Here is a 19,924-nt window from a genome sequence, read left to right as displayed (position 1 = left end):
ACACCAATCTGAACACCGGTACGGCGCGCCTCACGCTTCAAGCGCCGCCTTGGCCATGACCTGGGCGGCGGCACCCCGCGCGGCGGTGTAGGTACTGTCGTGGATGACCTTGACGGGGACGCGCTGCGTGCCCCGCAGCAGGTCGTTCTGGTGCGCTTCGAAGTAAGCCAGTGCCGGCTCGATCAGCCGCTCGCCAAGCTGCATCAACGACCCACCGAGCACCAGCGTGGTGGGGTTGAGCGTGTGATGAAGGTTGAGCATGAGAACCCCCAGAGCCTCGCCGGCGCGCCGCAAGGTGATGCCGACATCGGCATCGTCGCCGCGCGCCATGATCGCTGCCTCGAGGTTCTCGTCATCGGCGATGCCCAACGCGGCGCGAATCGCCCAGCCGCTGACCAGCGTCTCGGCGCATCCCCGGTTGCCGCAATGGCAATACAAGCCGCCCGGCTGCACAATGCTATGGCCGATCTCGCCCACCAGCCCCTGCCCGCCGCGCGGCACCAGCGGGAAATTGTCCCCCGTGACCATCCCGCTACCGATACCGCTGGCGGCGCTGATGTAGACGATGGACTCGGGGGGGATGCCATCGTGGAAGTAGAACTCGCCGAAGGCCGCGGCGTTGGCTTCGTTATCCAGTAGCCAGGCACCGTCGAACTCCGGCAGATGCGGGCGAAGCACCTCAAGGAAAGCGACATCGATCCATCCTAGATTGGGCGCAAGCCGCAGGATGGGCTGCTCCGGGGCGACCGGTCCCGGTACCGTCACGCCCAATCCCAGGCAATGACGGTCGGCAATCAGCGGATCGTGCCGCATGGCACGTATCAGTTCGGCCAAATGTGCCGCCGTCTCGTCGGGTGTGGTAGGCGCTTGGATGACAGAACGCTGCAGAAGTACCTCGCCGCCCAGCGTGCACGCCACGATACGCAGCCCCCTCACGCCGATATCCGCCCCCAGGAGCACATGATGGGCATCGTCCAGATACAGGGCCCGGCCCGGACGCCCTCCGCCGCGTGGCTGCAGCTCGCCCTCACGCAGCCAGCCGCGCTCCAGAAGCGCTTGCACCACGCCTCCTACGGTGGCCTTGGTCAACTGCGTACGCGCCGCGATATCGGCACGTGTCGCACCGGGATAGCGGCGCACGGTCGCGAGAATCGAACTACGATTGAGCTTCTTGAGAAAATTGAGATCACCGGCGGCTTGAGGGGCAAAGGTACTAACCATGGCAATACAAGGTGCCTCGCTGAAATGCGGATCGAATTGTGCAATATATCAAATTATCGCCCCCCGCCGACGAGACTCGATGAAATTGGCAATGCATCGCCAGTGTACTCATAAAAGTACCCGCCTCGATCGCGACCGAGACGGCATCAGCACTGTCGTGGAAGCCCCCTTCGCGTGATAGCCATGACCTTCTCTCAGTCCAGTCTATGACCATGGTCGCATGGAAATCAGCGGCTCTCTGAACGATCATCCACTTAGTTAAACCTATTAACTAAGTGACGCAAGATCGCTCCGCGATAGCCCGATCCCAATGCGATAGAGGTTCTGCATGAGTTCCGCAATTTACCCCAGCCTCAAGGACAAGACGGTCGTCATCACCGGTGGCGGTTCCGGCATCGGCGCCGGCTTGGTCGAGGCTTTCGTCAACCAGGGCGCAAACGTCCATTTCCTGGATGTCGCCGAGGCGCTCGCGAAAGAACTGGTCGAGAAATGCAATGGTGCGCCGCATTTCCACCACTGCGACCTGACTCAGCCCGACCAGCTCCGCGACACGCTCAGCGACATCGGTCACGTCGACGTGTTGATCAATAACGCCGCCAACGACGACCGCCACAAGCTCGAAGATGTCACGCCCGAGTACTGGGAAGACCGCATGAACGTCAATCTGCGCCACATGGTGCTCGCCGCTCGTGAAGTCGCGTCCACCATGCGTCGTCAAGGCCAAGGGGCGATCATCAACCTGGGGTCGATCAGTTGGCACCTGGGGCAGTCCGACATGCTGCTCTACGAAACCGCCAAGGCCGGTATCGAAGGTCTGACCCGGGCACTGGCGAGCGATCTGGGCAGCGACGGCATCCGCGTCAACTGCATCATTCCCGGCAACGTCAAGACGCCACGTCAATCGCGTTGGTATAGCCCCGAGGATGAGGCGCAGATCGTCGAAGAGCAGAAGCTCAAGGTACGCATTCACCCCCATCACGTGGCCGCGATGGCGCTTTTCCTGGCCTCGGATGATGCCGCTGCCTGTACCGCCCACAACTACTGGGTCGATGCCGGCTGGCTGTAAGCCCAAGCAACCCCGTACCAACAACAACGGAGCACACCATGCCAACGTATAGCGATTCGCAACGTTCCCTGATTATCTTTTTAACATGCTGTGTCGCCGCCATCGGCGGCTTCCTGTTCGGCTTCGACAGCGGGGTCATCAATGGCACCGTCGATGGCCTGCAGTCCTCATTCAACTCCGACAGCGTCGGCACCGGCTTCAATGTCGCCTCCATGCTGCTGGGTTGTGCGGTGGGGGCGTTCTTTGCCGGTGGCCTGGCCGATAAGTACGGTCGTCGCACCCTGCTGATCGTCGCCGCCGTCTTCTTCCTCGTCAGTGCTTGGGGCTCAGGTGTTGCCGGTGGGTCGATGGAATTCGTCTTCTATCGGATTCTCGGCGGTCTGGCGGTGGGTGCCGCGAGTGTCATGGCACCGGCTTATATCAGCGAAATCGCCCCCGCACGCCTGCGTGGGCGTCTCGCTACCATCCAGCAAGTGGCCATCATCTCGGGGCTTTTCTTCTCTTTTCTCAACAACTACCTGCTCGCCAATACCGCAGGCTCTTCCACTTCTGAGTTGTGGTTTGGCTTTACCGCCTGGCGCTGGATGTTCTGGATGGAACTGATCCCCGCGACGATCTTCCTGGTCGCGCTGTTGTTCATTCCGGAAAGCCCGCGCTACCTGGTCAGCGCGCGTCGCGATGAGCGTGCCGAGCACGTACTGCACATGATCTACAACGAAAGCGACGCCAAGGAGCGCCTGGCTCAAATCCGTGAATCGCTATCACAGCAGCGCAAGCCGCGTTTCAGCGACTTGATCAATCCCAAGACCGGCAAGGTGATCAACCTAGTGTGGGTCGGGATCGGCCTGGCCGTGTTCCAGCAGTTGGTCGGTATCAACGTCGTCTTCTACTATGGTGCCGTCCTTTGGCAAGCGGTGGGCTTCTCCGAAGGCGATGCCTTGCTGATCAACGTCATCAGTGGCGCGGTGAGTATTGCGGCCTGCCTCGGCGCCATCGCCTTGATCGATCGCATTGGACGTAAGCCGCTGCTATGGGGTGGCTCCATCGGCATGGCCATCACACTCGCCATTCTCGTCTACGCGTTTTCGACCGCCGAGATGGTCGACGGCAGCCTGAAGCTATCGGATAGCAACGGCGTGCTCGCGCTGATCGCTGCCAACGCCTATGTGTTCTTCTTCAACAGCTCCTGGGGCCCGGTCATGTGGGTCATGCTCGGCGAGATGTTCCCCAACCAGGTACGTGGTTCCGGACTTGCCATCGCGGGTCTGTTCCAATGGGTAAGCAACTTCGCCATCACCATGACCTTCCCGATCATGCTCGCCTCCATCGGCCTGACCGGCGCTTATAGCTTCTACGCCATCTGCGCGGTCATCTCGATCTTCTTCGTCATCAAGTTCGTCCGCGAAACGAAGGGTCGTGAGCTAGAAGACATGGCTTACGCATGATTGCCATCGCATAATTGCCATCATTCCGGTGTCGGAGGAAACTCCGACACCGGTTTTGTGTTTTTAGCGCCATATTATCTAGAGAGGGCACCATGCCTAAACTCATCGCCCCACGCGCAACACCATATGTCGTGCACCCGGCTCAGAATATTCTCGGTGAAGGGCCGTTATGGGACGCGACGGAACAAGCGCTGTACTGGGTGGATATCAAAGGCCACCAACTACAGTGTCTAGTCGACGGTCACGTGCGCCAGTGGTCGTTCGATGAGGAAATCACCAGCGTGCATCGTCACGCAAAAGGTGGGTTCATCGTCACGCTACGACACGCCATCGCCCGTCTGCAACTGCCCGAAGGTACGCTCGAAAAGTGGCTCACCCCCGAGCCCGAACGCCCCGGCAACCGCTTCAACGATGCCGTCGTCGATGCCAGCGGCACTCTATGGTGCGGCACCATGGACGACGACGAGGGCCACACCAGTGGCTCGCTCTATCGCGTGCGTCCCGACGGCGACTGCCAACGCCAGGATAGCGGATATATCGTCACCAACGGCCCGGTATTCTCGCCTCAGGGTGATTGGCTCTACCACACCGACACGCTGGAACGCCTCATCTATCGGTTCGCCGTTGATGGACATGGCAATCTCTCGGACCGCGAGCCCTTCATCCGCATTCCCCAGGACCAGGGCTGCCCCGATGGCATGACCACCGACCGCGAGGGCAACCTCTGGGTCTGCCAATTCGGCGGCTGGCGTATCAGCATATTCGATAGCCAAGGCCAGTTGCGCGAAGAAATCCCCATGCCCGTCGCCAATATCACAAGCTGCATCTTCGGTGGCCCCGACCTTTCCACCTTGTACATCACCACCGCGAGCAAGGGTCTCGACGACGCAGCGCTCGCGGCACAACCCGAGGCCGGTGCGCTATTCGCCATCGACACTCAGGCACAAGGCATGCCTGCAACGGCTTTCGCCGCCCAGGCGTGACGCCAACCCTTCTCCTGAAGAAAAACGGCCCCGCTGTCGTGGCAATATGCCTTGGCAGCGGGGCCATCTTCTGGCGCATCCGGAACGAGGTATCACCGCCCCTTATGCCACGATCAGGTAGCGGGTAACGCTTTGGGCGAGGCGCTTTCATCCGTGTCGCCGTCTTCCGCGTAGGCCGCGTTGCTGACCTTGAAGCGTCCTACCAGCACATGCATGTCGTTGGCTCGTTCATCCAATGACAGGCTGGCCGAGGAGGCTTCCTGCACCAGCGAGGCATTCTGCTGGGTCACCTGGTCGAGCTGGGCAATCGCCTGATTGATCTGATCGATCCCCGTGGACTGCTCCTGCGTCGCCTCGGCGATTTCGGAGACGAACTGCGACACCTTATCGACGCTATCGACGATCTCGCGCAGATGCCCACCCGTCTCTTCGACCAGATTGGCGCCCTCACCCACCTTGGCCACGCTGTCCTTGACCAGGTGGCGAATCTGCTCGGCCTCGTCGGCACTACGACTGGCCAGACGACGCACTTCTTCGGCGACGACGGCAAAACCACGGCCGTGCTCGCCGGCGCGAGCCGCTTCCACTGAAGCGTTCAAGGCCAGCAGATTGGTCTGGAAGGCAATGGAATCGATCGCCTCGACGATCGTGGATATCTTGGCGCTGGACTCGCGAATCTCCTGCATCGCGCTATGCGTCCGATCCCCCACGTCGCCCGCCTCACGGGCGCGTTGACCGACCCCATGGCTCATATCGCGCGCCTGATGAGCATAGTCGGCGGTCTGCTTCACGGTCGCGGTAATTTCCTCGAGACTCGCCGCCGTTTCAGCCAGCGAAGAAGACTGCTCATCGGTGCGTTGCGCCAGATCCTGATTGCCCGAGGCGATCTGACGGCTGCTGGACGCTACCGACTCGGCCCCATCGCGAATCCGCGCAATCAGGCGCTCGAAGGTTACCATCATCTGGTTGAATGCCTGCGCGGTATGCCCGATTTCATCACCGTGGCGCACCTTCAAGCGCATCGACAGATCACCGGTTTGTCCCGCCGCCCCGCTGATGCTTTCCATCTGACGACGCATTTCACCAATGGGCTTGAGCACGCGTGTCATGACGCGCCAGCCCACCGCCGCCAGAATCACGATCACGATCAGCAACACAACAAGCTGCAATACGCGCCCGGCCTGCGCCGTCGCGGCGGCTTGCTCGGCGGCTTCATCGGCGCGCTCGGCCGCATAGGCTTCGACGCGCTCCAGGCTCTCGCCCATGCCGTCCATTGCCTGAGAAACGCCAGCCAAGGCCTCGCGAGAGCGCTCGCGCAAGCCAAGCTGACGATCGCGCAATGCATAAACGGAATTGTCACCCGTGAGCATCAATTCATTCAGTTCGGCCACGACGTCTTCCAACTGAGTGGCACTTTGCTGCTGCGCCGAAGTCGCTCCTATCGCGCCCTCGATACTCGCCAACGCCTGATCAATCCGCGAAATCTGCTGAGCGATCTGGTTATAGCGCAGATCGACCAACGCATCGTGGCTATCGACCTGCATCAGTTGACGTCCCTGATCGGCCAATTGGGCGACCAGCATCTGCACGTCGCCGCTGAGTCCGGCGATGTTGGCACGTTGCTCCGTCAGCGTATCGAGCATCGACATCGGCACCATCGATAGCCCATCGTCCTGCATCGTCTGGATACGCTGGATCAGAGCACGCTGCTGACGCACGTCCTCGAGGGTCGCGCGTCCTGCCATCGATTCGGCGTCGGTCAATACTTCGGCGCTCTTTTCCTGCATCTCGGCGATACGCGCACGCATCGAGGCGGTCAGTGCCACATCCTCGCGCCGCACCTCTTCCAGCGCGGTATCGGCCTGGCGCAAGTCGGCGTAATCGCTATCCAGGGTCTCGAACAACGCCTGATTATCGTCGCCGATCAATGCAGCGAGCCGTTCACGCCCCGCCGTGAAGGCTTCATCGGCCTCGGTCTGATCGGCGACATTATCCAAGTCAGCCTCGCTGTCGGCGGCAAGCAGGTCTGACTGGCGCTGACGATAACGCGTCAACGCATCGCTCATGTCACGACTGGCCGCCTGTTGCGGCAATATCTCGTCGGTGAACAGATGCTGCGCCTCGATCAACCGCTGGTTCGACAAGAACCCTGCCGCTGCAGGAATCACCGCGCCGAGCACCGCCGCCACGAACAACCCGATCAACATCGCCCGTAGGCTCAAACTCTTTTTCATGGGTTACTCCTTGGCCGAGGCGTCATCGAGCAGGGTGAACCAATCGATCAACTCGAATTGGCCATCGTGAATACGCGTGGCCCACACGGCATCGCTCGCCTGATGATCCTCGGGGCCCAACGTCAGCGACTTGCCCAGGCCGAGGTCGACATCTCCCAGGCCCTCCAGCGCATCGACGAGCGCCTCGCGGTCCGCATCGGCGCCGGCGGCCTCGAGCCCCTTGATGAACAGCGACGCCGCCAGATATCCCTCCAACGAGACGAAATCACCGTCGGCACTGTCATTTTCGGCCTTCAATGCCTCGCGATAAGCCTTCACGCCCGGCAAGTCGGCTTCGTAAGGCGGCACCACCTGGGTCACGATCACCCCCTCGGCGGCATCGCCAAGCTCATCGAGCAACGCCTGGCTACCCACGAAGGAGACATTGAGAAACAACGCATCGGGCAGATCCTTGCGAGCTTCGCGGATGAAATCCGCCGCCGGTCCGTAAGTGCCCACGATGATCACCGCACGCGGTGTGACGGGCGCTTGCAAGACATTGGCGAGACCGCGATGAACGTTGCGCGTGCCACGTGTATAGCGTCCATGTGCCAAGCGTTCGGGGTGGGAATAACCATGATTGGCCAACGAGCGCAGCGCGCCCCGATAACCGGCATCGCCGTAACCGTCAGCCTGGGTAAAGAAGGCGATTTCCTCGGGTTTGATGCCGGCCATCAGCAAGCCCTCGATCATCGTCGCAGTTTCCTGAGCGTAACTCGCGCGATAGTTGAAGACGTAGCGATCCGGAGGCGACTGACGCAAGACGCCGCTGCCGGTGAACGCCCCGATCAGCGGCATCTCGTGATCACGCAGGATGGGTAGATTGACGATGGCGGTGGGCGTGCCGACATTGCCCAGCATCGCCAATATATCGTCGTCTTCCAGAAGCTCGCGCGTCGCCTTGGCCGAATGCAACGGTTTATAACCGTCATCGCGTGTTTGCAGCGTCAGCGTTTCGCCATGCACACCGCCCGACGCGTTGACCTCGGCGAAACGCGCCTCGATGCCCTGCCGCATTCCCTCCCCGAGCGATGATGCCGCCCCGCTGAAGGGCGCGACCATGCCGACCTTGACCTCCGCCATGGACGGCGTCGCCATCAACGCGAGCGACATGACACTCACCAGCGACCCTAGGCCCGCCAGCCACCTGCATTGAACCTTCATGTATCCCTGCCTCTTTATAGTGACGCTTGCTACCGCGGGGCGTATCGACTCACCCACGACGCTTATGCAGACACTATCGGCAGTGGATCAGAAAAGTTGAATCGAGAAACCCGGTGGGCAGGTCACCGGGATGGAAACGTCATCTCACAGGAAGCGCTCGGCACGGAACGGCGTCATGTCGATGGCCGGCACTTCATCTTCCATCATCGAGGCAAGGAGTTGTCCGGTCGCCGGCCCTAGCGTAAAGCCTTGATGAGCATGACCGAGGGCGAACCATAACCCCTTGTGGCGTGGTGCCGGGCCGATGATGGGCTTCATGTCCGGCGTGCACGGGCGTGCGCCTTTCCACGGGCGCGATTCGAGACGCTGCCCGAGCGGGAACAAGCCTCGTGCCGTCCTTTCCGCGGCTTCGAGTTGGGCGAACCCCGGCGGCGCATCGCGCGGCGCCAGCTCCGCGCCGGTGGTCAGGCGAATACCCGCGCGCATCGGCGACAGCAGATAGCCGGTCTCGGCATCCAGCACCCAATGGTGCAATGTCGCCTCGTCACGCGTGGCATAATGCATGTGATAGCCGCGTTTCACGAACAGCGGCAGGCGATACCCCAGCGTGGTCAGCCACTCATCCGCCCAGGGCCCCAGCGCCAGCACGATATCGCGGGCCTCGAAGGCGCCCGCGTCCGTGGTCACGCGCCAGCCCTCACCATGGCGCGTGATTGCCTGAATCTCGCCTTGCAGGCATTCGCCGCCCTCGGCCTCGAAGGCCCGCGCGTAGGCCGCCACCAGGGCGCCGGGATCGGCCACGCTCCAAGGATCACGCCAATGCACGGCGCCGATGGCCTGGGCATCCAGATCAGGCTCACGCTCACGCAATTCACGCGCGTCCAGGGCCTCATACGTCAGACCGAAACGCTCTTCCAGCGCCTGCGCCTCGCTGAATCGCGACTCAAGCGCCCCCGGCGTACGAAAGACTTCCATCCACCCATCGCGGCGGATCAAGTCCTCGGCTCCCGCCGCCTCGATCATTTCAGCATGCGACGCGATCGATAGTTCGATCAGCGAGGCATATTCAGGAACGATCCGCGCATAGGACTCGGGCGCACTGTTTTGCCAGTACTGCCACAAGGCACGCCCCGCCTGCATCACACCACGCGGCGTGTAGCGAATATCCACGCCCTGGTTGCCCAGCATACGCCACAGAGTGCGCATGTCACGCGGAAAGGCATGCGGCGCCACCGCCTCGCGCTGGATGATCCCGGCATTACCGTAGGAGGTTTCACGGCCCGGGGCGCGGCGATCCACCAGTCCTACCCGGTGCCCGCGTCGCGCGAGATGATACGCCACGCCGACGCCGACCATGCCCGCGCCTAACACCAGAGTATCGTGCTTCATCGTCGTTCCTCTTTCATGTTGCGTATGAGGCGCGGCGTCATAGACAACGCGCGTCGTTCATCATGCGGTTCTTGCCCTGAGCCTTGGCGTCATAACTCGCGGCATCGGCGCGTTTCACCATCGCCTGCGCATCGACGTCGGCGACGCCCAGGCATGAAATTCCCAGGCTCGCGGTGACACGGTAGCGCTTGTCCTTGCGCAGCACCGACAACTCGCTCACTGCATGACGGACCTCCTCGGCGATACGTACGGCTTGTGGGTTGCCGCAGCCGGGCAACAGGATCGCGAATTCATCGCCGCCCAGGCGCGCCAGGTGGTCATCGCGGCGCACACAACCTTCCAGACAGCGAGCAATCGCACGCAGCATTTCATCGCCCAGGGCATGGCCGCCTTCGTCGTTGATCGGCTTGAAACTATCCAGGTCGAAGAGAATCAACGATGCCGTTTCGCCGTGCTCGCGAAAGCGCTGGAAGGTCTCTTCGAGGCGTCGTTCGAAACCGCGCCGATTGAGAAGCCTGGTCAGCGGATCGTGCTCGGCTTCCCAGAGCTGGCGCTTCTGCTGTGCGCGAAGATGCGTAATGTCCTTGACGAATCCCACCACACCTTGCGGTTGCCCGCCGTTCATCACCTGGCTGGTATACAGCTCCAGCCACATCATACCCGCATCGCCACACTCAAAGCGCAACTGATGATACAGCCCATGGCCGCCGTTTATTGCATCGCGCCACAACGCAAACAGCACTGGGCGATCATCGAGATGCAGACGACGCAACCAAGCGCGATGCTTGAACGACGCCGCCGACAACCCCGTCAAGGTTTCCAGAGCCGGGTTGACGTAGCTGATTCGGCCCTCGAGATCGGCCAGGAACATCGGCAATGGCGACGAACTCAACACCGCATCGAGATAGGCCTGGCGGCTGCGTCGCTCCGCGCGCTCGCGATTGCGTTCATACTCCACGCTATTGAAGGTCTGCGCGATGCGCTGCAACTCTTCCAACGAAGTATCCAGGGAAATACGCGGGATATCCCCCTGCCCCACCTGCGCGATCTGACGCGCCAGGCGCCGCAGCGGCGAGAGTCCCAGGTGCAGCAACCACCAAAACAACGGCAGCATTGACAGCACCACAACCACGGCCACCCACCACTGGCGACGTATGTAATCGATGATCGGTTGGCGCGCTTGGCTTTGCGGCAGAAAGACACCCACGACCCAGTCCGGTTCCCAAACCTGGTGGTAACTCATCAACGCTGGCTCGCCATCCAGCAAACGCCCGGTGCCCGTGCCCTGCCAACCGTCCAGCGCCCGCTCGAGCAATGGGCTCTCCAGTGTTGAAGGGACATGCTGCATGATCAGGGAACTATCGGGATGACTGAGAACCGTTCCATCACTGGTCATCAACACCGCATATCCCTCCTCGCCGATGCGCAGGCTGCGCAGGTCGAGGAAAAAGCGCCCGTCGCGCAGATTGACCACGCCGCCCAGCATGCCCGTGAAACGGCCCTGCGCATCCGTGAGCGGGATCCCCATCACCACCAGCGAGCGGCTATCGTGGAGTTTGCTGATGATCGGACGACCGACGAAGGGTCGGCCCACCTCCTTAATGAAGCGAAAATACTCACGGTCGGCCACATTCAAGCCCACGGCGCCCGGCAACGACGGCGTGAAGCCCATGACATCCCCCTCGGCATCGACGACGAATGCCGAATCGAACAACTCCAGCAGCGCCGTGTGGTCGCTCAAACGCGCCTGTACGTCTTCGTCGCTGTCCTCGGCTAGCGGCACATCGGCCTGCAGCGCCCCCGCTTTCGAGGTGGCAATGGTTTTAAGCGTATCGAGCCGCAGCGAAATCGATTGCTGTATATCACGAGCGATCAGCGAGGCTTCGTAATTCAGGTGCGCCCGGTTGATCTCTTCAGCAAGACCGCTACCGCCACGCAGCGACACCCATAGGATGGCGATGACCAATACACTCCAGCCCACTCCGGTACCGAGGACCAAACGCCCCAGCAGTGTTTTGGGTAGCAATGTCTTGAATAATCGTCGTACGCGATTTGGCCATCTTCGCATTACACGGCGCCGGGTTGTGTCATGGATGTAAACGGGTGACAAGCGTATCCCAGCGTCGCCAGTGAGCAAACCCCGCGCGCCTCACAGCCCTTTGCGCGACGCTGTTTTCCTCGCATACTGAAGGAACACAGCCCCAAGGGCCTGGATGAAAGGATGCGACATCATGCCGAACGCTGCGCTACTGGACGATACCGTGCTCAATGCCCTGCGCGACCAGGCCGAAGAACGCACCGACCTCGCTTCGCTGTGGCTTTACGGTTCGCGCGCACGCGGTGCCCATCACGCGCAAAGTGATTACGACATCGCGGTTGCGTTCACCGATTGGCAGCATGATCCACTCGAAAGGCGCCTGCGTCCCGAGCTAATGGCGCTCGACTGGCAGGCTGCTCTGGGGCTCCCCGAAAACGCACTGAGTATCGTCGATATCGCCATCGCCCCCATTCCCCTCGCCTGGACCATCATCAGCGACGGGATATTGCTATGGGATCGCCACCCATCCCTGCGCATGCAACAAGAATCTCGCATCATGTCGCGCTGGGAGATCGATTACCTTCATTCACGGAAGCACTATGACTAACGGCACAGGTAACAAAGGCCCCGGTTACGCCTATCTCAGAGCACTCAGCGAGCATATCGATAATTGCCGTCACGATCTCGAGACATTACGCGAGATTTTGGTCACTCGGGACTGGACGCGACTCGAGCAGACTGCTGCGGAAAGAACCCTGCAAGTACTCATTGAAAGCTGTATCGGTGCCGCCAAACACTGGGCGCGGCTCGAAACCGGCAGCATGAGCGGTGATGCCATGACCGCTTTTCAGCGTCTCATGGATAAGGGCATCATCGGCAGGGAAGTCCCTTGGCGCAAGATCGTGGGCCTACGTAACGTGCTCGTTCATGATTACCTTACCGTCGATACCGATATTGTCCGCAGTGTCATCGAGGCCTCTCACTACCAAGCATTGCTCACCTTTGCCCAACAAGCCCATGAAGCGCTTTACGAGGCACTCCCATAAATAAAAAACGCCGGTGCACAAGGCACCGGCATAGGTGTTCTGGGGCGAATACTTAGGAACTAAACACTGCGGGTACTTCGCTTAATTTTTTAATTCAGACTTGAAGTTTTTAAGGCCACCAATCATAACAGAAAATAAGCATGCCATAAGGTAGAACGCCGTAGTATCAAAATAGAAAATCTTGAACCTTATATTAGGCAGCCAAAAGAAAGCAACAACACATCCCACCAAAGCCATTGACCAATGAAGAAAGACAATATCAACAAACTTATTTTTGTATAAAAGAATAACAGATGCCACGACAGAGGCCAAGAGGAAAGAAAATATAACGAAGTCCCCCGCCCCTCTGAAAGACATACCATATGAATGCATGACCTTCCTAAAAGACATATTTATCATTCTTTTAGTATCTTCAGACCATATACGAAAAGCAACATCTTTAGAGACCTTATCCATCAAATGCTTACTCGGCTGACTATTTATTAAAGCAACCTCTTCAGAAGTGATCTCAGGAAACTCTCCTCCATATGCATCAAACAAGTACTTCCTATGTATTGTCTCGTCGTCGGATTCCATCCCGAATGAATGGTGCCCAGTCCCCACGAGAAGGTTATACCCTCCTGTCGTCGTAGCAACCCACTCCCCCATCTCGCTTTTTAAAAAAACCAACCATGGAGAAATCATCATAGCAGTAATTAACGCCATAATAGATATTCTAAAAAACCTTTTAGCAAAACTACCAGCCCCAAAAAACAAAACATAAAGACCAAAGGGTACAGATATCAACACATTATTTGCTTTAAAAAGAAAGAGCATCGCTAAGCATAGAGGGAACCCTACAAAAGAAAGAGCCAGAAACTTGTCCGAGCTTTTTATTCTGATCGTTATGATAATAAGGATATTCAAAAAAAGGAATGAAGCAGCCTCGGCATATGCAGTAAATGCAAGCAGATAATATGCTGGCCAAGCTGAAGTAAACATTGTCATGAAAAGAAAACTTTTTCTCTTACCACTTACCAAGTGCTCATAAAACCATAGAGCTGGAACGATACTTACCAATGCAATATTTGTTATTCTTACCAAATTAAGCAAGGAGTTCGCATCTACAAAAAGATTCAAAAAAGCTACAAGCAACGGAAAAAGTGGAGGCCGCCATCCATCTGAAAACGCAGACCACCCATTCTCGAAGAACTCAATGCCTCGATTGATATAGTCAATTTCATCACCAGCAGCTGGCTTGTGGTGAACCCCAAGAAATAAAAACAAGAGTAACCAAACAGCAAAAACGGATAAAAAAACCCCTAACGGAGAAAGTTTCATCCCCCACCCCTCAACCAAGTAGCTATTTTTATCCATGGTCAACCAACCCTTCTGAATGATTTTTTTGTAAAAACAAACCCATTCTCAACATAAGTCAGCATTGGTATGTCTCCCGATGTATCACCATATGCGTACGTTCCTATTGGGCTACAGTTGGCTTGCCACCTCATAACTCTCTTCAGCTTTTCCTTACCATGACAATTCTTTCCTTGGATTTTCCCTGATACATGGCCCGTCTTTCCAACTTCTAGTGCTGTGCAGATCACATCCGAAAAACGTTCTCGCTTAGCCCAAAACTCCAGGTAAACATTCATCGAGGCGCTCACCAGCACGCACTCATGGCCTTGGGCCTGGTGCCATCTGAGACGCTCCATCCCTTCTAGGCGCAGCATGGTGGGGATCACCTCTTCACTGAAACGCTCCCCAAATCTAAAGAGCTCATCAATGTGGTACCCCCCTAAGTACTGTTTGAGCACGATTTGCTTGGCGATGTCGTTACGCAGTAGCTTTGCATAATAAGCACCGAGTACCGGGCTCAGCAGCGCAAGCTTGGCGTAATAGGTCGGTTTGCCAACGACGAACTTGAGAAACGGCATCAAAGTATCACCGGTCGTCAAGGTTCCATCGAAGTCAAAAAAGGCGACGGGACGAGTATCGAACTCAGGAAGCTGATTCATAACGACATCCGTTTGAAGATAGCTTCAGGGATATGCTTGATGATCAGCATGATGCCCCACCAGAACCACGGTAGGTACACCTCCCCCTTGCCCTTCTGCATGGCCTTGATGATGCCCGTGGCGATCTGCTCGGGTTTGGCCCACAGCGGCCCGCCTTTATCGAGCTCGGCGGTCATGGGGGTATCGACGAAGCCGGGCTTGATGGTCACCACGTCCACGTTGGCCTTGGCCAGCCGGTTGCGTAGTCCCTGTAGAAACAACGTGACCATGCCCTTGGCGGCGCCATAGACATAGTTGCTCTGCCGCCCCCGATCGCCGGCCACCGAACTGATCACGGCAATCACGCCGTGCTGTTGCTGCTCGAGGCGGTTGGCAAGCAGGGTCAGCAGGCTGATCACGCTCAGGGCGTTGGTCTCGATCTCCTGGCGGGTCTTGTCGACATCCGCCTGGCAGGCCTGCTGGTCCGGCAGAGTGCCGTGGGCGATCAGCACGCCATCGATGCCGCCCAGCGCTCGCTCGCCAGCGTCGATAAGCCGAGCATGTTGATCACTGTCGGTCAGATCGGCCACGCACCCATCGATCTGCTGTTGGTCGCTGGCCCGTACCTTGAGGTCATCAATAAGGGCCATGAGCTTGTCGCGGTTGCGCCCCACGCAGTAGAGAGAGGCACCCTGGGCAACCAGCTGCCGGGCGGTCTGCTCGGCAATGGCGGAGGTCGCCCCGAAGAGGATTACACGATTGAGAGAGTTCATGAGGTCACACGCTGCCAGAATCGGGAAGAAAAGCCGGGGTCGATATAATCGCTGAAGGCTTCCCATTGGGGGTAGCCGGACTGAAACAGGCTCGCCGGCATACGGGCGTCCTTGCCGGGGTAGAGGGTGCCACCGGCCTCACGCACGATGGCATCCAACTCCTCGAGAAGGCGCAGGGTCTTGTTGCCCCGGTTGGGGAAATCCAAGGCCAGAGTGGTGCCGGGGCGCGGAAACGACAGCATGCCCAGCGAGGGCTTGTTCCCGAAGGTCTTGAGCACGGCAAGAAACGACCCCTCCCCTCGCCTGGCGATGGTATCGAGCAGCGCCGCGGTAGCAGCCTCGGCCTCGCGGGGCGGAATCACGCACTGGTACTGGTAGAAGCCACGCCGCCCATAGATGCGGTTCCAGTCCTGAATGGCGTCGAGCGGGTAGAAGTACGGCACATAGTGGGTCAGTGCCCCCTGGGGTTTCACAGGCTGTCGGTAGTAGAGGATATTGAAGGCGCGCAGACTCAGGCCATTGACCAGCGAGAACGGTGGATCGACGGGGATCCGCTTGCCGCCCTCCTTGAACGCCGGCAGCTCGGCCTGTGCCGCCGCATGCTGACCGGCCAGCAATATCCCCCGGCCCTGAGCCTTGCCCTTGGCCAGGCAGTCGATCCAGGCCACGGTATAGGGCCAGCGAGCCTCGGCACGACGGTTGAGCGCCCAGAACTCGTCGAGGTTGGCGAAGCGCTGCGACTCGACCCACATCCAAGGGTTCTGGATGGGCATCAGCTGCAGCTCGACCCAGCGAATCAGCCCAGTCAGGCCCAGCCCGCCGATGGTTGCCGAGAACCAGCCATTGTCGTCCTCGGGCCGGCACACGATAACGCTGCCATCGCTGCGCCATACTTCCAGAGCACGGACGTGGTGACCGAAGCTGCCCACGGCATGGTGGTTCTTGCCATGCACATCGTTGGCGACAGCGCCGCCCACCGTGGCCAGGCGCGTCCCGGGCGTGCTGGGCAGAAACCAGCCTTGGGGTACCACCAGGGCAAGGATCTCGGCCAGGGTCACGCCCGCCTCACAGCGCAATACACCACGCTGCGGGTCGAACTCGATGAAGCGGTCGAGCCCTCGAGTGAGCAGCAGCGTGCCCTGTTCGGTCAGGCACACATCGCCATAGCTGCGCCCGCTGCCATAAGCCAGCAGCGGCCTGGGCAGGCTGTCCGGCACGCCGGCGGAGCGTTGGGTCAACGCATGGACCGCATCGGGAGCTACACGCGGTAGACGGTTCCATGAACGTGGGGCGGTCATGCTTTCTCCTCCGCAGGCGCTTCACCATGACGGCTGCGGATCAGGGCCACCAGACCGATCATCACCGCAAACCACAGCGTTGCCAGGCGAATGAATACCGTCGCCGCAATGGCTGCAGGCATAGTCATGCCCTTGAGGACCAGCAGCGAAACCATCACCGCTTCGGCGCTCCCTAGGCCGCCCGGCAGGAAGCTCAGAGCGCCGGCCAGCATCGACAGCGCATAAACGAAGATGGCGAACGACAGTGAGATGTCGGCATCGAGCCAGCCCAGCATCCAGTAGAACGCCAGCGCCTCCGCCCCCCAGGCGATCACGCTGATCACGGTAGCGACGCCCAGCAGGCCGGGACGATGGCAGCGGCGCGCGCCCCCCAGCATCTCGCTGACATGGGTAACCAAGGCCATCAGCTTGCCCTGGCGAGCCGAGGCCCAACGGTGCAGCCTGTCCAGCAAGGTTTTGCTCGACAGGCAGGCCAACACCGCCACGATTCCCAGCCCCCCAGCCATTACGATGCCCCGCGCCTGGGGGTATTGGGCCAGCCCTACCAGGGTGAGCAGCACGATGGCAACGAGGTCGGAAAGGCGCTCGCTGATGAAGGCAGCGAAGGTCGCCGGGAACGGTACCCCACGTTGCTTGAGGAGTACGCCCCTGAAAGCCTCCCCCGCCTTACCGGGCGTGGTGGTCAGGGCAAAGCCACTGAGATAGATTCGCAGGCTCGGCGGCCAGGCCACGCGATGCCCCAACTGCGACAAGTAGAGCTGCCAGCGACAGAACCGCAGGGCGTAGTTCATCAGCGATAAGCATAGGGCGATCAGCGTGCCTACCAGACCAATCTGCACGAAGGCGGCTACCACCTCATTCCAGCCTCCCCACAGGGAAAACGCCAGATAGCCGGCGGTGGCGGCCACGATGGAGAGAATTAGCGCCCGCAGCCGCCACCCTTCCAGGTAATTCGCCCCCGCCGTCATGTTAGGACCCACAAGGTCGACCCCACCCAGCCCACGACCGTCGCCAACAGATGGCGGTCGATGACCAGGTCCTTGGCCGTATCATTGCCTTTGGACTTTTGATGCAACAGGTAAAGATAGCGAAAGATGCCATACACCACGAAGGGCAAGGTGTAGATCAATCCATCACTTCCATGCAGGGCGATCGTCTTTGGGGAAACAGTATAGAGGCCGTAGGCAAGGACCGTGCATGCGGCAGTGACAGCAATGAACTGCTCGAGCATGGCCGGACTATAATCATCCAACACACGGCGGGTCAGCCCTCCGTTGCAGTGCTCGTTACTCTCAAGCATCAGCAGTTCAGCGCGTCGCTTGGAGAAGCCCAGGAACAGCGTGACCATCAGACCGCACAGCAGCAGCCACGCGGACGGCGCGATGCCTAACCCCACCGTGCCGGCCAAAATGCGCAACATGAAGCCGGACGAGATCAAGAATACATCGAGGATCACGATGTGCTTAAGGCGCCAAGAGTAAAAGATGTTGATGACAAAGTAGGTTGCCACAAACAGAGCGACCCAGCCGCTAACCAACAGTGCTAGCACCATCGATGCGGCTATCAACCCACCAAGCAGTCGTTTGGCCGCACGCGGTGAAATGGCGCCACTAGGCAAGGGACGACGACACTTCACCGGGTGGGCCCGATCCGCCTCGATATCCATGATGTCGTTGAGCACATACACCGCACTCGCCATGCAGCAGAACGCCAGGAAAGCCAGCAGCGCTTGAGAGAGTGTAAAAAGATCCCACTGATGGGCAAATAACGGTCCGACTAGCACAAAACCATTCTTGAGGTACTGGTGTGGCCTCACCAGCTTTATAACCGAGCGCATATATAGAATCCCTGCGACGAGACATGGACTTGCTATCTTATTTAATAGACCCCGAACCTCTAGAAATCCGCTCACAATAGCCTCGTTATCATTGCGTGAAATCGAATTCGCTGGAGCTTTATAACGTTGATGAGCTCACACCATAATATTGACAGAGGGGGTTAACTCAGGCTCTATAGCAGCCCGCGCCTCGTCTGCTGCACGGTGCTGTAAGTCAGCCATTCTCGAAGCGTCTAACGTTAACATCTTATGCATTTTTATAATCATAAAAACTCTAAACGCAAGAACGTTACCATCGACTGATGGGCGAGCGACCGTATCACGCAGTCGGTTCTTTACTGAGATAGGCAAAAGCGAACTTACCAGTCCTTTCATGCTCTGCCTCCTCAACTCATCCTCCCCAACCTTTAGTCCACTAATAATCCTATCTGCAAAACCAGACCCGAACAGTTCAGTCGAGTAATCGCTACTAATCTCTGATCGCATAAGATCGACACACTCTTTCTCTCGGAGTATGTCTTTAGGATTAGCATTGGCGGCTTTAACGGCAAATGAAATGCTCGGCTCCATAGATTCAACGATGTTCTTTAATAGATACTTATCCGTCCTAAGATCGTCGGGGAAGCTTCTAACGGCATCCAGCACTGACCTGGAAAGCAAAGGGTTTATTTGCTCCAAATACGAGCACTTGATATCAGACAGAGCCGCAAGAACGGTGGGGATACGATATTCTTGATGAAGCCGATCTCGCCATGCGTAAAATGCCTCCCCTTTTTTTTGACGTAATTCAACTGGCATTTCTTGAGGGGGAAACCCAAACTCATTAATAACTTGCGATAAGTTTTTGTAATCGGAACACAAGCCACAACCGACTAAGTTCCTAACGGTCAACCCCGATGAGACAGGAAACTCTCCAAAGCCTTCATCGCCTCTAATGGCTCCATCTACTCCCTCATCATGGAGCTGCTTCCAGATGCTCATGCCATCCATATATCCAGCAATATGGTCTATACGCCCCTCACTACAAAAAAGGAATCGATCGAAAACCACCTCGAGTGGCTCCTGGGAGATATCAGTATGATAGTATTTATGCTTAACCCCCACGGAGCTAGCTAGCTCTTTCGCCACATAGGCATCATTGTCTTTTTCACCCTGCGACTTCTCTAACCCCCATGTTATCGCCTTCAGATTATCTGGAGTCCCTATAGTGTTTTTTATAAATAACAATATCCCTCTACTATCATAACCACCGGATAGCGGGAGTACCCATCGCTCAAAATCGACACCCTCAAGAGACTCCATAGTTTGGGCTCTTCGTCGTTGGGTGTGGAATTCGCCCCCTGAGCTAGGTCAGGATATGACCTCCACTTGGACAGGAGGCATGGCATGGACGGCACCCAGATTTTGACCCTCGG

At 58.4% G+C, this 19,924-nt stretch carries 17 protein-coding genes; 5 read left to right on the top strand and 12 right to left on the bottom strand.

Translation table 11 applies throughout. From position 1 onward, the window contains the following. Nucleotides 1-30: 30 nt before the first annotated feature. Nucleotides 31-1,221, bottom strand: coding sequence for an ROK family transcriptional regulator (locus tag OP496_RS11530; protein WP_280563782.1), 1,191 nt, complete (start codon nt 1,219-1,221; stop codon nt 31-33). A 328-nt stretch (nt 1,222-1,549) separates the two neighbouring features. On the opposite strand from OP496_RS11530, the gene OP496_RS11525 reads away from it, so the two are divergent. The 3 genes from OP496_RS11525 (at nt 1,550) to OP496_RS11515 (ending at nt 4,715) form a co-directional block, all read left to right on the top strand. Next, a complete protein-coding gene (locus OP496_RS11525) occupies nt 1,550-2,287 on the top strand; it encodes an SDR family oxidoreductase (protein ID WP_280563781.1) in 738 nt (245 codons plus the stop codon). 38 nt (nt 2,288-2,325) lie between these two features. Further along, on the top strand, nt 2,326-3,732 hold the full coding sequence (locus tag OP496_RS11520; protein ID WP_280563780.1) for a sugar porter family MFS transporter: 1,407 nt from the start codon (nt 2,326-2,328) through the stop codon (nt 3,730-3,732). 92 nt (nt 3,733-3,824) lie between these two features. Beyond that, entirely contained in the window at nt 3,825-4,715 is an 891-nt protein-coding gene (locus OP496_RS11515; RefSeq protein ID WP_280563779.1) for an SMP-30/gluconolactonase/LRE family protein, read from the top strand. Nucleotides 4,716-4,828: 113 nt separating this feature from the next. On the opposite strand, the gene OP496_RS11510 is transcribed toward OP496_RS11515, so the two are convergent. From OP496_RS11510 to OP496_RS11495, 4 genes are all read right to left on the bottom strand, one after another. Then, nucleotides 4,829-6,949 carry a methyl-accepting chemotaxis protein gene (locus OP496_RS11510; protein ID WP_280563778.1) on the bottom strand — a complete coding sequence of 707 codons (2,121 nt, stop codon included), beginning with the start codon at nt 6,947-6,949 and terminating at the stop codon, nt 4,829-4,831. A 3-nt stretch (nt 6,950-6,952) separates the two neighbouring features. After that, a complete protein-coding gene (locus OP496_RS11505; RefSeq protein ID WP_280563777.1) occupies nt 6,953-8,101 on the bottom strand; it encodes an ABC transporter substrate-binding protein in 1,149 nt (382 codons plus the stop codon). Nucleotides 8,102-8,296: 195 nt separating this feature from the next. After that, complete coding sequence (locus OP496_RS11500) at nt 8,297-9,541, bottom strand: FAD-binding oxidoreductase (RefSeq protein ID WP_280563776.1); 1,245 nt, start codon at nt 9,539-9,541, stop codon at nt 8,297-8,299. Between the two features lie 37 nt (nt 9,542-9,578). After that, nucleotides 9,579-11,567, bottom strand: coding sequence for a diguanylate cyclase (locus tag OP496_RS11495; RefSeq protein ID WP_280563775.1), 1,989 nt, complete (start codon nt 11,565-11,567; stop codon nt 9,579-9,581). Between the two features lie 205 nt (nt 11,568-11,772). On the opposite strand from OP496_RS11495, the gene OP496_RS11490 reads away from it, so the two are divergent. After that, entirely contained in the window at nt 11,773-12,186 is a 414-nt protein-coding gene (locus OP496_RS11490) for a nucleotidyltransferase domain-containing protein (RefSeq protein WP_280563774.1), read from the top strand. Then, entirely contained in the window at nt 12,179-12,625 is a 447-nt protein-coding gene (locus OP496_RS11485; protein WP_280563773.1) for a DUF86 domain-containing protein, read from the top strand. The genes OP496_RS11490 and OP496_RS11485 overlap by 8 nt, the downstream gene beginning before the upstream one ends. Before the next feature lie 81 nt (nt 12,626-12,706). Here OP496_RS11485 and OP496_RS11480 read toward each other — a convergent pair whose 3' ends face one another. From OP496_RS11480 to OP496_RS11450, 7 genes are read right to left on the bottom strand one after another with little or no spacing between them, the layout of a single operon-like run. Continuing rightward, nucleotides 12,707-13,981, bottom strand: coding sequence for a hypothetical protein (locus OP496_RS11480; RefSeq protein ID WP_280563772.1), 1,275 nt, complete (start codon nt 13,979-13,981; stop codon nt 12,707-12,709). A 2-nt stretch (nt 13,982-13,983) separates the two neighbouring features. Continuing rightward, nucleotides 13,984-14,622 (bottom strand): HAD-IB family hydrolase, encoded by a 639-nt coding sequence (locus tag OP496_RS11475; protein ID WP_280563771.1) that lies wholly within the window; start codon nt 14,620-14,622, stop codon nt 13,984-13,986. Next, nucleotides 14,619-15,374: an SDR family oxidoreductase gene (locus OP496_RS11470; RefSeq protein ID WP_280563770.1), complete on the bottom strand. Its 756-nt coding sequence runs from the start codon at nt 15,372-15,374 to the stop codon at nt 14,619-14,621. The genes OP496_RS11475 and OP496_RS11470 overlap by 4 nt, the downstream gene beginning before the upstream one ends. Then, nucleotides 15,371-16,672, bottom strand: coding sequence for an FAD-binding oxidoreductase (locus tag OP496_RS11465; RefSeq protein ID WP_280563769.1), 1,302 nt, complete (start codon nt 16,670-16,672; stop codon nt 15,371-15,373). The genes OP496_RS11470 and OP496_RS11465 overlap by 4 nt, the downstream gene beginning before the upstream one ends. Beyond that, a complete protein-coding gene (locus tag OP496_RS11460; RefSeq protein WP_280563768.1) occupies nt 16,669-17,652 on the bottom strand; it encodes a lysylphosphatidylglycerol synthase transmembrane domain-containing protein in 984 nt (327 codons plus the stop codon). The genes OP496_RS11465 and OP496_RS11460 overlap by 4 nt, the downstream gene beginning before the upstream one ends. After that, nucleotides 17,637-18,584 carry a decaprenyl-phosphate phosphoribosyltransferase gene (locus OP496_RS11455; RefSeq protein WP_280563767.1) on the bottom strand — a complete coding sequence of 316 codons (948 nt, stop codon included), beginning with the start codon at nt 18,582-18,584 and terminating at the stop codon, nt 17,637-17,639. Before OP496_RS11455 ends, OP496_RS11460 begins: the two co-directional genes overlap by 16 nt. Nucleotides 18,585-18,644: 60 nt before the next feature. Beyond that, a complete protein-coding gene (locus OP496_RS11450; protein ID WP_280563766.1) occupies nt 18,645-19,811 on the bottom strand; it encodes a hypothetical protein in 1,167 nt (388 codons plus the stop codon). Between the last annotated feature and the right edge of the window lie 113 nt (nt 19,812-19,924).

The organism is Chromohalobacter sp. 48-RD10, from assembly GCF_029889785.1.
In the GTDB taxonomy this organism is placed as follows: Bacteria; Pseudomonadota; Gammaproteobacteria; order Pseudomonadales; family Halomonadaceae; genus Chromohalobacter.
Note: the sequence above shows the minus strand (reverse complement) of the source record. Positions and strands in the feature narration are given on the sequence as shown.

Excerpts from the sequence above, each read along its gene's own strand:
- OP496_RS11530 (WP_280563782.1), bottom strand. The coding sequence starts at position 1,221 with ATGGTTAGTACCTTTGCCCCTCAAGCCGCCGGTGATCTCAATTTTCTC.
- OP496_RS11525 (WP_280563781.1), top strand. The coding sequence starts at position 1,550 with ATGAGTTCCGCAATTTACCCCAGCCTCAAGGACAAGACGGTCGTCATC.
- OP496_RS11520 (WP_280563780.1), top strand. The coding sequence starts at position 2,326 with ATGCCAACGTATAGCGATTCGCAACGTTCCCTGATTATCTTTTTAACA.
- OP496_RS11515 (WP_280563779.1), top strand. The coding sequence starts at position 3,825 with ATGCCTAAACTCATCGCCCCACGCGCAACACCATATGTCGTGCACCCG.
- OP496_RS11510 (WP_280563778.1), bottom strand. The coding sequence starts at position 6,949 with ATGAAAAAGAGTTTGAGCCTACGGGCGATGTTGATCGGGTTGTTCGTG.
- OP496_RS11505 (WP_280563777.1), bottom strand. The coding sequence starts at position 8,101 with ATGTCGCTCGCGTTGATGGCGACGCCGTCCATGGCGGAGGTCAAGGTC.
- OP496_RS11500 (WP_280563776.1), bottom strand. The coding sequence starts at position 9,541 with ATGAAGCACGATACTCTGGTGTTAGGCGCGGGCATGGTCGGCGTCGGC.
- OP496_RS11490 (WP_280563774.1), top strand. The coding sequence starts at position 11,773 with ATGCCGAACGCTGCGCTACTGGACGATACCGTGCTCAATGCCCTGCGC.
- OP496_RS11485 (WP_280563773.1), top strand. The coding sequence starts at position 12,179 with ATGACTAACGGCACAGGTAACAAAGGCCCCGGTTACGCCTATCTCAGA.
- OP496_RS11480 (WP_280563772.1), bottom strand. The coding sequence starts at position 13,981 with ATGGATAAAAATAGCTACTTGGTTGAGGGGTGGGGGATGAAACTTTCT.
- OP496_RS11475 (WP_280563771.1), bottom strand. The coding sequence starts at position 14,622 with ATGAATCAGCTTCCTGAGTTCGATACTCGTCCCGTCGCCTTTTTTGAC.
- OP496_RS11470 (WP_280563770.1), bottom strand. The coding sequence starts at position 15,374 with ATGAACTCTCTCAATCGTGTAATCCTCTTCGGGGCGACCTCCGCCATT.
- OP496_RS11465 (WP_280563769.1), bottom strand. The coding sequence starts at position 16,672 with ATGACCGCCCCACGTTCATGGAACCGTCTACCGCGTGTAGCTCCCGAT.
- OP496_RS11450 (WP_280563766.1), bottom strand. The coding sequence starts at position 19,811 with ATGGAGTCTCTTGAGGGTGTCGATTTTGAGCGATGGGTACTCCCGCTA.